This window comes from Bradyrhizobium manausense (genome assembly GCF_018129685.1).
Taxonomy (GTDB): domain Bacteria; phylum Pseudomonadota; class Alphaproteobacteria; order Rhizobiales; family Xanthobacteraceae; genus Bradyrhizobium; species Bradyrhizobium manausense_D.
Genome location: NZ_JAFCLG010000008.1, coordinates 78,920 through 92,881 on the forward strand (window position 1 = coordinate 78,920; position 13,962 = coordinate 92,881).

Annotated in this window: 14 protein-coding genes and 1 other RNA gene; 7 read left to right on the top strand and 8 right to left on the bottom strand. The window is 65.2% G+C overall.

Features of this window, described 5'->3' with window-relative positions:
• Window positions 1-26 precede the first annotated feature (26 nt).
• From JQ621_RS20100 to dapE, 4 genes are all read left to right on the top strand, one after another.
• Window positions 27-716 (top strand): pyrimidine 5'-nucleotidase, encoded by a 690-nt coding sequence (locus JQ621_RS20100; RefSeq protein WP_212236406.1) that lies wholly within the window; start codon window positions 27-29, stop codon window positions 714-716.
• Between the two features lie 201 nt (window positions 717-917).
• Window positions 918-1,763, top strand: a complete 846-nt coding sequence (gene dapD / locus JQ621_RS20105) for a 2,3,4,5-tetrahydropyridine-2,6-dicarboxylate N-succinyltransferase (protein WP_212236407.1) — start codon at window positions 918-920, stop codon at window positions 1,761-1,763.
• Window positions 1,764-2,006: 243 nt separating this feature from the next.
• The gene (locus JQ621_RS20110; protein WP_212236408.1) at window positions 2,007-2,651 is read left to right on the top strand and encodes a DUF805 domain-containing protein; all 645 of its coding nucleotides are present in this window, start codon (window positions 2,007-2,009) and stop codon (window positions 2,649-2,651) included.
• Window positions 2,648-3,814, top strand: coding sequence for a succinyl-diaminopimelate desuccinylase (gene dapE, locus JQ621_RS20115; protein ID WP_212236409.1), 1,167 nt, complete (start codon window positions 2,648-2,650; stop codon window positions 3,812-3,814). Before JQ621_RS20110 ends, dapE begins: the two co-directional genes overlap by 4 nt.
• Window positions 3,815-3,988: 174 nt before the next feature.
• Here dapE and truA read toward each other — a convergent pair whose 3' ends face one another.
• The 3 genes from truA to def all read right to left on the bottom strand — a co-directional run bounded on the left by truA (window position 3,989) and on the right by def (window position 6,325).
• Window positions 3,989-4,726, bottom strand: a complete 738-nt coding sequence (gene truA, locus JQ621_RS20120; protein ID WP_212236410.1) for a tRNA pseudouridine(38-40) synthase TruA — start codon at window positions 4,724-4,726, stop codon at window positions 3,989-3,991.
• On the bottom strand, window positions 4,726-5,661 hold the full coding sequence (fmt, locus tag JQ621_RS20125) for a methionyl-tRNA formyltransferase (protein ID WP_212236411.1): 936 nt from the start codon (window positions 5,659-5,661) through the stop codon (window positions 4,726-4,728). Before fmt ends, truA begins: the two co-directional genes overlap by 1 nt.
• Before the next feature lie 139 nt (window positions 5,662-5,800).
• On the bottom strand, window positions 5,801-6,325 hold the full coding sequence (gene def / locus JQ621_RS20130) for a peptide deformylase (RefSeq protein WP_212236412.1): 525 nt from the start codon (window positions 6,323-6,325) through the stop codon (window positions 5,801-5,803).
• Window positions 6,326-6,496: 171 nt separating this feature from the next.
• Here def and JQ621_RS20135 point away from each other — a divergent pair, with 171 nt between their 5' ends.
• A complete protein-coding gene (locus tag JQ621_RS20135; protein ID WP_212236413.1) occupies window positions 6,497-7,696 on the top strand; it encodes a DNA recombination protein RmuC in 1,200 nt (399 codons plus the stop codon).
• Between the two features lie 142 nt (window positions 7,697-7,838).
• Complete coding sequence (locus JQ621_RS20140) at window positions 7,839-9,203, top strand: AmpG family muropeptide MFS transporter (RefSeq protein WP_212236414.1); 1,365 nt, start codon at window positions 7,839-7,841, stop codon at window positions 9,201-9,203.
• A gap of 129 nt (window positions 9,204-9,332) precedes the next feature.
• Here the strand turns inward: JQ621_RS20140 and JQ621_RS20145 are convergent, their stop codons facing one another.
• The 5 genes from JQ621_RS20145 to ffs form a co-directional block, all read right to left on the bottom strand.
• A complete protein-coding gene (locus JQ621_RS20145; RefSeq protein ID WP_212236415.1) occupies window positions 9,333-9,770 on the bottom strand; it encodes a hypothetical protein in 438 nt (145 codons plus the stop codon).
• An 86-nt stretch (window positions 9,771-9,856) separates the two neighbouring features.
• Entirely contained in the window at window positions 9,857-10,459 is a 603-nt protein-coding gene (recR, locus tag JQ621_RS20150; RefSeq protein ID WP_212236416.1) for a recombination mediator RecR, read from the bottom strand.
• A gap of 1 nt (window position 10,460) precedes the next feature.
• Window positions 10,461-10,781: a YbaB/EbfC family nucleoid-associated protein gene (locus JQ621_RS20155; RefSeq protein ID WP_092226848.1), complete on the bottom strand. Its 321-nt coding sequence runs from the start codon at window positions 10,779-10,781 to the stop codon at window positions 10,461-10,463.
• Between the two features lie 23 nt (window positions 10,782-10,804).
• The gene (locus JQ621_RS20160; RefSeq protein ID WP_212236417.1) at window positions 10,805-12,646 is read right to left on the bottom strand and encodes a DNA polymerase III subunit gamma/tau; all 1,842 of its coding nucleotides are present in this window, start codon (window positions 12,644-12,646) and stop codon (window positions 10,805-10,807) included.
• A gap of 95 nt (window positions 12,647-12,741) precedes the next feature.
• Window positions 12,742-12,838, bottom strand: an RNA gene (gene ffs, locus JQ621_RS20165) — signal recognition particle sRNA small type.
• Window positions 12,839-13,022: 184 nt separating this feature from the next.
• On the opposite strand from ffs, the gene JQ621_RS20170 reads away from it, so the two are divergent.
• Window positions 13,023-13,877, top strand: coding sequence for a transporter substrate-binding domain-containing protein (locus tag JQ621_RS20170; RefSeq protein WP_212236418.1), 855 nt, complete (start codon window positions 13,023-13,025; stop codon window positions 13,875-13,877).
• The last annotated feature ends 85 nt before the right edge of the window (window positions 13,878-13,962 follow it).

Genomic DNA, 13,962 nt, shown 5'->3' on the forward strand with positions numbered 1-13,962 from the left:
CAGGACGACGAGCTGAGAGAAATCTGATGAACCAACCCCGCGCCTTCGACCACATCGACACCTGGGTGTTCGACCTCGACAACACGCTCTATCCGCATCACGTCAATCTGTGGCAACAGGTCGACGCGCGGATCGGCGAGTTCGTGTGCAACTGGCTGAGTGTCACTCCCGCGGAGGCGCGCAACATCCAGAAGGATTATTACCGGCGCTTCGGCACCACCATGCGCGGCATGATGACCCTGCACGGCGTGCACGCCGACGATTATCTCGCCTACGTGCACAGGATCGACCATTCGCCGCTGGAGCCGAACCCGGCGCTCGGCGCGGCCATCGCCGGGCTGCCGGGCCGCAAGCTGATTTTGACCAACGGCTCGGTCGACCATGTCGATGCGGTGCTGGAACGACTGGGCCTGGCCACGCATTTCGACGGCGTGTTCGACATCATTGCCGCCGAGTTCGAGCCCAAACCCGCAAAGCAGACCTACGAAAAATTCCTCGGGCTGCATGCGGTCGATCCAGCACGCGCTGCCATGTTCGAAGATCTCGCCCGCAACCTGACCGTTCCGCATCAGCTCGGCATGACCACCGTGCTGGTCGTGCCCGACGGCACCAAAGACGTGGTGCGCGAGGATTGGGAGCTGGAGGGCCGCGATGCGGCCCATGTCGACCACGTCACCGACGATCTGGCGGGCTTTTTGGCGGGGCTGTCTCGGTAGGCCGTAGCCCGGATGGAGCGCAAGCGCAATCCGGGGCCTCTCGCCGCGGAAAGACTTCCCGGATTGCGCTGCGCTCCATCCGGGCTACGGGGCTATGCTTATCCGGGACGACGGTGGGCTATGCCTTGACTCCGCCCCTGCAAATCCCGAAAAAGCCCCCCAATCCCATCATAATTCCCGTCTGCTCCTGAGGAAATCCCGATGTCCCTGTCCGCCCTGGAATCCACCATCAACAGCGCCTTCGAGGCGCGTGACGGCATCTCGACCTCGACCACGGGCGAGGTCCGCGAGGCCGTGAACCAGTCGCTGGAGATTCTGGACAAGGGCGAGGCACGCGTTGCCGAGCGCGGGGCTGATGGCAAGTGGAAGGTCAATCAGTGGCTGAAGAAGGCCGTGCTGCTGTCCTTCCGCCTCAACGACATGGACGTCATTCCCGGCGGCCCGGGCCAGGCGAACTGGTGGGACAAGGTGCCCTCGAAGTTCGAGGGCTGGGGCCCCAACCGTTTTCGCGACGCGGGTTTCCGCGCGGTGCCGGGCGCTATCGTCCGCCGCTCGGCCTTCATCGCGAGGAACGTCGTGCTGATGCCGTCCTTCGTCAATCTCGGTGCTTACGTCGATGAGAGCACCATGGTCGACACCTGGGCCACCGTCGGCTCCTGCGCGCAGATCGGCAAGCGCGTGCACATCTCGGGCGGCGCCGGCATCGGCGGCGTGCTCGAGCCGCTGCAGGCCGAGCCCGTGATCATCGAGGACGATTGCTTCATCGGCGCGCGCTCGGAGGTCGCCGAAGGCGTCATCGTCCGCAGGGGCGCGGTGCTGGCGATGGGCGTGTTCCTGGGCGCTTCGACCAAGATCGTCGATCGCGAGACCGGCGAAGTCTTCATGGGCGAGGTGCCCGAGTATTCGGTGGTGGTGCCCGGCGCGCTACCCGGCAAGCCGATGAAGAACGGCCAGATCGGCCCGAGCACCGCCTGCGCCGTGATCGTCAAGCGCGTCGACGAGCGCACGCGCTCGAAGACCAGCATCAACGAGCTGCTGCGGGATTGATCTGCGCCAAAGGCGCGAACCTGTCACCGTCATCCTGAGGCGGCCGCCCGTTCGGCGGCCCTCGAAGGGCGACGGCCCGGCTGACGGCCGCAGTTCGGCGGTTCATCCTTCGAGGCTCCCGACGCGATGCTTTGCATCGCGTCACTCGCACCTCAAGATGACGGGCCTAGCACCGCATCGAACCCTCTTTCCCTCCATCGCGACCAACAACCGGGCGGCCATCTCCGCCCGGAGCTCTTTCGCATGGACTGGACCTGGTACCTCTTCCGCTTCGACGGCCGCATCAACCGCGCCCTGCTGTGGCAGGCGCTGCTGATCGTCGCCGTCCTGGCTGCGTTGCTGGAGAACATCAGTCCGCTCGTCGGGCTTCTCGACGGGAGCAGGTCCGCAGCCAAGCTCGACATCGAGTTCGATTTCGACTTCGGTCTCGACGACCTGTTTCGCGTCGTCGAGCCCAATGCCTGGCGTCTGCTCGCGTCCATCGACCGCCTGACGCTGATCCTGAAGGGCTTCGGCACGCCCTTATTCCTCTGGATTTATCTGGCGACCGCGATCAAGCGGTTGCACGACCGCGACAGGAGCGGGTGGTGGACGATCCCTTTCTTCTTTGCTCCCAATCTGCTGCTGCATCTCTCGGACCGCCTGCTTCACTGGCCTGCGCCGCTCGACTGGGCCTCCTACGCATTTTGGGTGTGGGGCCTCGTCGAGATGTTCATCGTGCCCGGCACCTCGGGCGCCAACCGGTTCGGCCCCGATCCGCTGGCTGTCCCAGAGGACGATGCCCCGGCAGCGCCTGAGGCGAAAAGCTGGGACCAGCAAAGCGAGATCGAAATTGTCCCGCCCAGCGCTAGCCCACCCGGCGGCATGCATGTTAAGCGGGGCGCATGACCGATGCCCTGTCCATTGCCCGCGAGCTCATCCGCTGCCCGTCCGTCACCCCTGAAGACGCCGGTGCGCTGGGCGTGCTTGAAAAAGCCCTCGGCGCAGCCGGCTTCACCTGCCACCGCGTGACCTTCAGCGAGGCAGGCATCGCGGACGTCGACAACCTCTATGCGCGGATCGGCACTGAAGGCCCGCACATCACTTTCGCCGGCCATACCGACGTGGTGCCGCCCGGCGACGAAAGCGCCTGGAGCGTCGGCGCGTTCTCCGGCGAGGTGAAGGACGGTTTTCTGCACGGCCGCGGCGCGGTCGACATGAAGGGCGGCATCGCCTGCTCGGTCGCCGCAGTGCTCGACCATCTCGCCGCCAATGGCGGAAAGCCGCGCGCCGATGGAACGGGCTCGATCTCGTTCCTGATCACCGGCGACGAGGAAGACGTCTCCATCAACGGCACCATCAAGCTGTTGAAATGGGCCGCCGAGCGCGGCGAAAAATTCGATCACTGCGTGCTTGGCGAGCCCTCCAATGTCGAGACGCTCGGCGACACCATCAAAGTCGGCCGCCGCGGCTCGCAGTCAGGAACGCTCGTCGTCGACGGCGTGCAGGGCCACGTCGCCTATCCGCATCGCGCGGCCAATCCGGTGCCGGATATTTCGCGGTTGATCGTGGCGATCTCCGACGAGCCGCTCGATCATGGCAGCGCGCAGTTCCAGGCGTCGAATCTCGAATTCGTCTCGGTCGACGTCGGCAACAAGGCCTTCAACGTCATTCCAGGCGAGGCTCGCGCCAGGTTCAACATCCGCTACAACGACAATCACACGCAGGCATCCTTGCGCGAGCTGGTCGAGACGCGGCTCGCAAAAGCCTGCGGCAACCGCATCAAGGCCCGCATCGTCTGGGAGCCGTCGAACTCCAACGTGTTCGTGACCAAGCCCGGCCCGTTCACCGATCTCGCGGTGTCGGCGATCGAGGAAGTCACCGGACGCAAGCCGGAGCTGTCGACATCAGGCGGTACTTCGGATGCACGCTTCATCTCGAGCTATTGCCCGGTGATCGAGTTCGGCCTGGTCGGCCAGACCATGCACCAGGTCGACGAGCGGGTGCCGGTGACGGATCTGGAGAAGCTGACGAAGGTGTATCGCGGGATTCTGACGCGGTATTTTGGGTGAAGGGCAACTGCCTTCATAAACACTGCTGTCATCGCCCGGCTTGACCGGGCGATCCAGTATTCCAGAGACATAAGCGATTGAGCCGAGAAGCCGCGGCGTACTGGATGCCCCGGTCAAGCCGGGGCATGACACCGAGAGTGTGGCGATGGCCCGCCCTCCCTCTGCGCCTCTGCTCTAATAATCCACCTTTACCAGATACAGCCCCTCCGGCGGCGCGACGATGCCGCAGGCGGCGCGGTTGCGCGCGGCGAGCGCTGCGGAGAGATCGTCGGCTGTCCAGCGGCCTTCGCCGACCCAGACCAGGGATCCCACCATCGAGCGCACCTGGCTGTGCAGGAACGAGCGTGCCGAGGTGACGATGACGATCTCACGGCCGTCGCGCAGTACGTCGAGCTGGTCGAGCGTCTTCTCCGGCGATTTGGCCTGACACTCGGTGTCGCGAAACGTGGTGAAATCGTGCTTGCCGAGCAGGCGCTGGGCTGCCGCATGCATCGCGTCGCTGTCGAGCCGGCGCGGCACGCGCCAGGCATGGCCAATGTCGAGCGCGAGATTGGCGCGGGTGTTGATGACGCGGTAGCGGTAGTGGCGCTTCACGGCCGAGAAACGCGCCTCGAACGTATCAGGCACGATCTCGGCTTCGAGCACCGCGATCGGATGCGGGCGCAGATGCGCGTTCAAGCCATCGCGAAAGCGACCGGGCGGGAACGGCTTCTCGATATCGACATGCGCGACCTGGCCGCGCGCATGCACGCCGGCATCTGTGCGGCCGGCGCCATGGACCCGCAGATCCGCGCCGGTCATCGCCTTCACCGCCGCTTCCAGCGCGCCCTGCACCGAGGGCAGCGTGTCCTGGATCTGCCAGCCGAAGAACGGCGCGCCGTCATATTCGATGGTGAGCTTGTAGCGGGGCATCAGGAGAGCCGCGTCGGCGGCTCGACCTTTACGCCGCGCAAGAAGTCCGCCGCCTGCATCCGGCCCTTGCCCTCACGCTGCAGCTCGAGAATGCGGATCGCGCCCTCGCCGCAGGCGATGGTGAGCTGGTCGTCGAGCACCTCGCCCGGCGCGCCCGACCCCTCGGCGAGTTCGCACCGCAGGATTTTTACGCGCGCATTGTCGCTGACGCCTGATAGCTCCGCCCAGGCGCCGGGAAACGGCGACAGGCCGTGGATGTGGCGCAGCACCGCATGCGCGGGCTTGCTCCAGTCGATCCGCGCCTCGGCCTTGTCGATCTTGGCAGCGTAAGTGACGCCATCCTCGCTCTGCTTCTTCAGTTGAAGGGCGCCGCGATCGAGCGCCGCCATCGCGCGCACCATCAGGTCAGCCCCGAGCCGGGACAGGCGATCATGCAGATCCAGAGCCGTCATGTTGTCGGTGATCGGAAGCCGTTCGGCCATGGCGACGTCGCCGGTATCCAGGCCGACATCCATCTTCATGACCATCACGCCGCTCTCGGCATCGCCGGCCATGATGGCGCGGTTGATCGGCGCGGCGCCGCGCCAGCGCGGCAGCAGCGAGGCGTGCAGGTTGTAGCAGCCGAGCCTGGGCGCATCGAGGATTGCCTGCGGCAAGATCATGCCGTAGGCAACGACGACGGCGGCGTCGGCCTCAAACGCGCTGAATTCGTCGAGCGCTTCCTGCGTCTTCAGCGTCTTCGGCGTCAGCACGGGAATGCCGAGTTTTCGTGCAGCTTCTTCCACCGGCGTCGGCTGCATCTGCAGCCCGCGCCGCCCGCCCGGCTTCGGCGCACGCGTGTACACAGCCGCGATCTCGTGGCCATGCGCGACGAGCTCGAGCAGCGTCGGCACGGAGAAATCGGGCGTGCCCATGAAGATCAGGCGGAGGGGCATGTGGCGCGGTAATCCTCGGAAGCGAGCAAGGTACTCGTCATGGCCGGGCTTGTCCCGGCCATCCACGTTCTTCCTGCCCGCGGCGACAAAGAACGTGGATGCCCGGCACAAGGCCGGGCATGACGGCGGAGGACGTAACTTACTCCGCGCGCTTGGCGGCTTTCTCGAACTTCTTGATGACGCGGTCGCGCTTGAGCTTCGACAGATAGTCGACGAACAGCACGCCGTTGAGATGGTCGATCTCATGCTGGATGCAGGTGGCGAAGAGACCTTCGGCGTCCTCTTCGTGCACCTTGCCGTCCAGATCCGTGAAGCGCACGCGCACTTTCGCCGGCCGTTCGACCTCCTCGTAATATTCGGGGATCGACAGGCAGCCCTCCTCGTAAGTGGACAGTTCCTCGGAGGACGCGATGATCTCCGGGTTGATGAAGACGCGCGGCTCCGGCTTGGTCTCGCCGTCCTGATTGGGCTTGGCGAGGTCCATGGTGATCAGCCGAAGCGGCTGCGCGATCTGGATCGCCGCAAGCCCGATCCCGGGCGCGTCGTACATGGTCTCGAACATGTCGTCGGCAAGCTTGCGGATCTCCGGTGTGACCTTTTCGATCGGCTTGGAGACCAGACGCAGCTGCTTGTCGGGCAGGATGATGATTTCTCTGAGGGCCATGGCGGGCGATTTAAGCCGCGCGCGACAAGCGGTCAATGCGGCCGGGAACGCGTTAACGGTCTGCTAACCATAAAACTTCAGCTTTCGTTAACCATGAAAATTAACCCGGCCTTCACCTGAAATGTTCGCTATTCGTTCGTGTGACCGGGCGAATCGGGTAGAAGGACGGGCATGAACGAGATCATTTTCATGCTGGGCGACTGGCCGGTGCGCGGAATCGACGCGCTGATCGGCTTCGGCGTCCTGGTGCTCATCCTGCTGGTGGTGATTGCGGTCGTGATCGCCAGATCCGGTCGGCGCGGCGCGGAACTCGCGATGGCGAACGCGATCCGGGCCGACGAGCTGGAGGAGCGGCTCGCCCAAGTCCTCCACGCCCAGAGCGAGGCCGCCGGCCGCGCCGACGCCATGACCCAGGCGCTGGCCGGCCGCCAGGCCGAGATGGCGCGGGCGGTCAACGAGCGGCTGGATTCGGTGACCCACCGGGTCGGCCAGTCCATGGAGCACGCGACGCGCAACACCATGGAAAGCCTGCGCGCGCTGCACGAGCGGCTCGGCATCATCGACAGCGCCCACAAGAACCTCACCGATCTCACCACGCAGGTGACGACCCTGCGCGACGTGCTCGCCAACAAGCAGGCGCGCGGCGCCTTCGGACAGGCGCGGATGGAGGCGATCGTTCAGGACGGTCTGCCCAAGGGGGCCTACGAATTCCAGTTCACGCTCTCGACGGGAAAACGGCCCGACTGCGTCGTGTTCCTGCCCGACCAGCGCCCGCTCTGCATCGACGCGAAATTCCCGCTGGAAGCGATGACCGCGCTGCACGACGCCCGCACCGACGAGGGGAAGCGCCTCGCCACGCAGCGGCTGCGCGGCGACGTGATGAAGCATGTCAGCGACATCGCCGAGAAATATCTCGTCACCGGCGAGACCCAGGAGATGGCGCTGATGTTCGTGCCGTCTGAATCGGTCTACGCCGAGATCCATGACGGCTTTGACGACGTGATCCAGAAGGCCTACCGGGCCAAGGTCGTGCTGGTGTCGCCCTCGCTCTTGATGCTCGCGATCCAGGTGATGCAGCAGATCATGCGGGACGCGCGTATGCGCGATGCCGCCGACCAGATCCAGACCGAAGTGATCAAGCTCGGCGACGACCTCGGCCGCCTGCGCGACCGCGTGCTGAAACTGCAGAAGCATTTTGCCGATGCGAACGAGGACGTCCGCCAGATCCTGATCTCCGCCGACAAGATCGAAAAGCGCGCCGGGCGGATCGAGGAACTCGATTTCAGCAAAACGGACGCACCGGCGGAGGGCCCGCGGCTGGTGGCAGGAGCGGGCGAGCTGTTTCCGAGGAAGCTCCAGGCGGGGGAGTGACGGCTTAGTCGTCATGGCCGGGCTTGTCCCGGCCATCCACGACCTTCTTCACCGCACCAAGAACGTGGATGCCCGGGACAAGCCCGGGCAGGACGAGTTTTGTGGCAGAGGCACCATGCCTAGAATCTGCTAACACCTCCTCATGACCGCACCCGACGCGACCTCCCCTGCCGAAACCTCCGCCCCCGCGACTTCCTGGCGCGACAGCCTGGCCGTCTATCTGCAGCCGCGGGTGCTGATCGTGCTGTTCCTCGGCTTCTCCTCGGGGCTGCCGCTGGCGTTGTCGGGTTCGACGCTGCTGGTGTGGATGCGCGAGGCCGGCGTCGACCTCAAGACCATCGGGCTGTTTGCGCTGGTCGGCACGCCCTACACGCTGAAGTTCCTGTGGGCGCCGCTGGTGGATGCGCTGCATGTGCCGCTGTTCACCCGCGCCTTCGGGCGGCGGCGCGGCTGGCTTTTGTTTTCGCAGCTGCTGCTGATCATCGCGATCCTGCTGCTGGCGATGACCGATCCGGCACGCTCGCCGTTCTATGTCGCGCTCGGCGCGCTGCTGGTGGCGACCACATCCTCGACGCAGGACATCGTGGTCGACGCCTTCCGCGTCGAGAGCCTGCCCGAGAGCGAGCAGGCCGCCGGCATGGCGGCCTATGTCGCCGCCTATCGCATCGGGATGCTGGTCTCGACTGCGGGCGCATTGTTCATGGTCTCGGGCTTCGAGGGGACCGGCATTCCGCGCTCCTCGGCCTGGATGTGGGGCTACGTGGTGATGGCCGCGATGGTGCTGATCGGAACGATCACGGCGCTCGCCGCAACAGAGCCCGAGCAATCGGTGCGGGCAGAAGCCGCGACGCACACCGAGACCGCGTTTACGCGCGTGCTGCACGCAGCGATCGGCGCATTCTCCGAATTCCTGTCGCGCAAGGACGCGCTCGCTGCGCTCGCCTTCGTCGTGCTGTTCAAATTCACTGACGCGTTCTCGGGCACCATGACGGCGCCGTTCGTGGTCGACCTCGGCTTCACCCGCAACGACTATGCGGCAATCGTCAAAGGCGTCGGCCTCGCGGCCACCCTGATCGGCGGCTTCGCCGGCGGTTTTGTCGCACGGCGTTATTCACTGGCAAATTCGCTCTGGATGGGCGGCGTTGTGCAGGCACTGGCCAATCTCACCTTCGCCTGGCTCGCCGTGGTCGGCACCAATCAATGGGCTCTGGCGCTTGCCATCTGCGCCGAGAACTTCACCAGCGCGATCGGCACGGTGATCTTCGTCGCGTATCTCTCGGCGCTGTGCCAGAACCCGCTGCACACGGCCACGCAATATGCCCTGCTGACGGCGCTTGCGGCCGTAGGGCGGACCTACCTGTCATCCGGCGCAGGCTACGTCGCAAGCGCGACCGGCTGGCCACTGTTCTTCGTGATCTGCGTGCTGGTGGCGATCCCGAGCCTGGTACTGTTGGCCTGGCTGCAGCGGCGCGGGCATTTTGAGGACCTGGCGCCGGTGAGGGTTTGACGGTGCCGTAGGGTGGGCAAAGGCGCACTTGCGCCGTGCCCACCATCTGTCCAGCAATTCGGCAAAGGTCGTGGGCACGCTTCGCTTTGCCCACCCTACGGCAGCTCGTCGTGAGGCGACGTCCCCCTCCTACTTCTTCACCAAACTCCACTTCGTCACCACCGCCTCGCTCATCTGGCCGGGATCGCTGGCGCAGGCGATCTCGTCGACCTTGATCGAGATCTCCTTGCCGACGAAGGACTTCAGCTGCGAGGCCTGCGCGTCGCTGGAGGTGACGAGCTGGAAGGTCTCGGGTCCCGTCTCCAGATCGCACAGCCCGCCCGGCGCCGGCAGGCGGCGCGGCTCGGAGGTGATCTGGTACATCGCGATCCGCTTGCCGGCGTTCCTGGCGTCGCGGATCTTCATGGCGTTCAGCTCGCCCGAGAGCACCTCGCCGGCGCTGATCGGCTTGCCGGGCTTCGAGGGCGGCGGCGCACCATCGTCCTCCTGCGCGGCGGCGATGGCCGGTGTCACCAGCAGCAGCATCGTCGTCACCAAAGCCGATCGTGTGGCGAATCGTTTCGTCATGTCGTCCGTTCCGTAGGTCTGGATGGAGAGTCTTGTTTTGACGCGTTTCTTCACGCGAACCGGTATCCACTTCGCTCGAAGACGCTTTAGAACAGGGTCCGCTGCCGCATGGCGGCCGATAGCGTACCCTCGTCGAGATAATCAAGCTCGCCACCGACAGGCACACCGTGCGCGAGCCGGGTGACCTTGACGTTGGCGTCCTGAAGCAGGTCGGTGATGTAATGCGCCGTGGTCTGGCCGTCGACCGTCGCGTTCAGCGCAAGAATGATCTCGTGCACCTCGGCCGCATGCGCACGCGCCACCAGCGCGTCGATGGTGAGGTCCTGTGGACCGACGCCGTCGAGCGGCGACAGGGTCGCGCCCAGCACGTGATAGCGCCCCTGCGTCGCATTGGCCCGCTCCAGCGCCCAGAGATCGGCAACGTCGGCGACGACGACGATGATGGCGGGATCGCGTTTCGGATCGGTGCAGACCGTGCAGGGATTTTGCGTGTCGATGTTGCCGCAGGTCTTGCAGACCTGGACCTTGTCCAGCGCGATCTGCAAGGCGGAGGACAGCGGCATCATCAGCGCTTCGCGCTTCTTGATCAGATGCAGCGCCGCACGCCGCGCGGAGCGCGGACCGAGGCCCGGCAGCCGTGCGAGAAGCTGGACCAGCCGCTCGATTTCGGGACCTGCAACCGCGCCCATATTATTGGCCGAACAGCCCCGGCGGCAGGCCGAGCCCGCCGGTGAGCGACTGCATCTTTTCCTGCATCGCCGTCTCCGCCTTGCGGCGGGCATCGCCGAGCGCGGTGACCAGCAGATCTTCCAGCACCTCGCGCTCCTCGGCCTTCATCAGCGAAGGATCGATCTTGATGCCCTTGACGTCCATCTTGGCGGTCATGCGCACGGCAACGAGACCGCCGCCGGAGATGCCCTCGACCTCCACATTGGCGAGAGATTCCTGCATCTCCTGCATCTTGGATTGCAGCTGGGCTGCCTGCTTCATCATGCCGAGAAAATCAGCCATGGGTGTCTGTCCTTGAATCTGGCTCAGAGATCGTCGTCGGCGTCGGAACCGTCGGGCGGATCATCGGAGCCGTAGTCGGCGTTATCATTGGATTCCGGCGTCTCGGGGGCAAGCTTGCGGACCTCGACGACCTTGGCGCCGGGGAAGCGCGACAGCACCTCCTGCACGCGCGGATCGGCCTCGGCGCTGCGCGCATGTTCTTGCTTGGCCGCCTGGTTGACCGAACGCAGCGTCGGCTGGCCCTGCTCGTTGGAAACGACGATGGTCCAGCGCCGGCCGGTCCACAGCTCGAATTTGCGCGCGAGCTCGGAGATCATCGTTTTCGACGCGTTCGGCTCGAGCGCGACTTCCAGCCGGCCCTCCTCGAAACGGACGAGACGCATGTCGCCTTCGAGCGCGGCCTTGGTCATGAGATCACGCTTCTGCCCGGCCAATGCGACAAGCTGGGTGAAACTCGTGATGCGCAGCTGGGGCGCCGCGCCTTGCGGATCCGGCGCAGGCGCCGCCATTTGCGGCCGGGCGCCACCGCCGAATGCAGTCGGTGATGATGTCGGCATCCGAACCGGGGCAGCAGAGGTCGCGGACACAGCGGAGGCCATCGGCGCGGACGGCGCGCTGCTGCGCGCGCCACTTCCGCCGCTCGCGACCGGCGAGCCGCCGCCGTTCTGCCCCAGCATCCGGATCGCTTCGTCCGGCGTCGGCAGGTCGGCGACATAGGCGATACGCACCAGCACCATCTCGGCGGCTATGACGGGCCGTGTCGCGCCCTGCACCTCGGTGATGCCCTTGAGCAACATCTGAAACATCCGCGACAGCACGCGATGCGAGACCTTCGCGGCGAAATCCTTCGCGCGCACCCGTTCGGTCTCGCCGTAGGCGACGTTCTCGGCGAGCGCCGGAATGACTTTCACGCGGGTGACGAAATTGACGAACTCGGCAAGGTCCGAGAGCACGACGACCGGATCGGCGCCGACATCATACTGATCGCGGAATTCCTTGAACGCCGCGGCGATGTCGCCGCGCGCCAGCGATTCGAAGAGGTCGATGACGCGGGTGCGGTCGGCAAGGCCCAGCATCTGCCTGACCGCGTCGGCCTTCACGGTGCCAGCCGCATGCGCGATCGCCTGGTCGAGCAGCGACAGCGAATCGCGCACCGAGCCTTCGGCCGCGCGCGCGATGATGCCGAGCGCCTCCGGCTCGATCTCGACATTTTCCTTCGCGGCAATGCCGGCGAGGTGTTTCATCAGCACGTCGGCCTCGACGCGGCGGAGGTCGAAGCGCTGGCAGCGCGACAGCACGGTGACCGGAACCTTGCGGATCTCGGTCGTGGCGAACACGAATTTGGCGTGCTCCGGCGGTTCCTCCAGCGTCTTCAGGAAGGCGTTGAACGCCGCCGTCGACAGCATGTGGACTTCGTCGATGATGTAGACCTTGTAGCGGGCGCTGGCCGGCGCATAGCGCACGCTGTCATTGATCTGGCGGACGTCATCGACACCGGTATGGGAGGCCGCGTCCATCTCCAGCACGTCCATGTGCCGGCTTTCCATGATCGCCTGGCAATGCACGCCCAAAGTCGGCATGTGGATGGTCGGGCCCTTCACCGAACCATCCGGCATCTCGTAGTTGAGCGCACGGGCGAGGATACGCGCTGTGGTCGTCTTGCCGACGCCGCGAACGCCGGTGAGGATCCAGGCCTGCGGAATGCGCCCGGTCTCGAATGCATTCGAGACGGTGCGGACCACGGCCTCCTGGCCGATCAGATCGTCGAACGAAGACGGGCGGTATTTGCGCGCGAGCACCCGGTAGGGCGCATCGCCGGCCGGGCCGGCGCGATCAGGAGGTGGAGGGGCGCCAGCGTCGGTCATGGGTCAATCCGCAATGGAATGTCTCTCGGCTGGCTTTTGCGGACAGGCGCGCGCCAGCGGGAGGCCCGCCAGCGCAATTTCGCTCGAAAAAACAAGTAGGAGACTGACGAGCGACCCGATCCGGACCTCGTTAGGGCTGCTTCCTTCCGGACCTGACCCGGTTGGCGAGTGGCTCGTCCACCGCCAATCTCCCGACCCCTATTTGGGGCCAAAAAGTCGGGAACGCAAGCGGGTATCACATTGACCAGCTTGATCTTGCCCAGCATCCGGGCAATTGCGGACCTGCCCAGCCGATAGGCTGTGCTTTCGCTACCAGGGCCGCCTTGGTAAGAACGCTGCCGGAACTCCACTTCAACCAGAAAAGCGATTGATCCCAATGGTTACACGTCGTGACGTAGCATCGATTGTCGGACTTGGCGCGATCGGGGCAGCCGCGGCTGGCGCGCTGGCCTCGCCGGCCGTGGCCCAGGCGGCCGATCCCAACGAATCGACCTTTGCCCGCATCCGCCGCACCAAGAAGATGCGGATCGGCGCGGTCGGCGGCGGCGCGCCCTATTACATGAAGGACCTCGCCAGCGGCCAATGGAAGGGCTTCTACGTCGACATCTCCAAGGCGCTCGCCGACGACATGGAGGCCGAGCTGGAGATCACCGAGACCACCTGGGGCAATTCGGTGCTCGATCTGCAGTCCAACAAGATCGACATCTTCTTCGGCCTCAACCCGACGCCGAAGCGCGCCCTGGTGATCGACTTCTCGGTGCCGGTGTTCAACAACGCCTTCGGCATCCTCTGCAAGAAGGACTTCAAGCCAAAGAGCTGGGCCGAATTGAACTCGCCCGACATCAAGATCGCGGTCGACCAGGGCTCCTCGCACGACCAGGTCGTCAGCCGCCTGACGCCGAAGGCGCAGATATCGCGGCTCAAGACCGCCGATGATGCCACCGCGGCGCTGCAGACCGGCCGCGTCGACGCGCAGTGCCTGATCACCATGCTGTCGCTGACCGTCCTGAAGAAGAACCCCTCGCTCGGCCAGTTCGTGCTGCCGACGCCGATCTTCGCCACGACGTCGAATGCCGGCTTCCGCCGCGAGAACGACAAGACCTGGCGCGACTACGTCAACACCTGGATCGACTTCAACAAGGGTCTCGGCTTCATCCGCAACGCGATCATCACCAACATGGAGCTGGTGGGCGTGACCGAAGCAGACATTCCGCCGGGCGTTTCGCTGTAAGTGATGAGCGACTAAAGTATCCACATCGTCATGGCCGGGCTTGTCCCGGCCATCCACGTCTGACCCGCGGCACCAAGAACGTGGA

Coding starts and splice junctions, on each gene's coding strand:
- JQ621_RS20100 (WP_212236406.1), top strand. CDS start 27: ATGAACCAACCCCGCGCCTTCGACCACATCGACACCTGGGTGTTCGAC.
- dapD (WP_212236407.1), top strand. CDS start 918: ATGTCCCTGTCCGCCCTGGAATCCACCATCAACAGCGCCTTCGAGGCG.
- JQ621_RS20110 (WP_212236408.1), top strand. CDS start 2,007: ATGGACTGGACCTGGTACCTCTTCCGCTTCGACGGCCGCATCAACCGC.
- dapE (WP_212236409.1), top strand. CDS start 2,648: ATGACCGATGCCCTGTCCATTGCCCGCGAGCTCATCCGCTGCCCGTCC.
- truA (WP_212236410.1), bottom strand. CDS start 4,726: ATGCCCCGCTACAAGCTCACCATCGAATATGACGGCGCGCCGTTCTTC.
- fmt (WP_212236411.1), bottom strand. CDS start 5,661: ATGCCCCTCCGCCTGATCTTCATGGGCACGCCCGATTTCTCCGTGCCG.
- def (WP_212236412.1), bottom strand. CDS start 6,325: ATGGCCCTCAGAGAAATCATCATCCTGCCCGACAAGCAGCTGCGTCTG.
- JQ621_RS20135 (WP_212236413.1), top strand. CDS start 6,497: ATGAACGAGATCATTTTCATGCTGGGCGACTGGCCGGTGCGCGGAATC.
- JQ621_RS20140 (WP_212236414.1), top strand. CDS start 7,839: ATGACCGCACCCGACGCGACCTCCCCTGCCGAAACCTCCGCCCCCGCG.
- JQ621_RS20145 (WP_212236415.1), bottom strand. CDS start 9,770: ATGACGAAACGATTCGCCACACGATCGGCTTTGGTGACGACGATGCTG.
- recR (WP_212236416.1), bottom strand. CDS start 10,459: ATGGGCGCGGTTGCAGGTCCCGAAATCGAGCGGCTGGTCCAGCTTCTC.
- JQ621_RS20155 (WP_092226848.1), bottom strand. CDS start 10,781: ATGGCTGATTTTCTCGGCATGATGAAGCAGGCAGCCCAGCTGCAATCC.
- JQ621_RS20160 (WP_212236417.1), bottom strand. CDS start 12,646: ATGACCGACGCTGGCGCCCCTCCACCTCCTGATCGCGCCGGCCCGGCC.
- JQ621_RS20170 (WP_212236418.1), top strand. CDS start 13,023: ATGGTTACACGTCGTGACGTAGCATCGATTGTCGGACTTGGCGCGATC.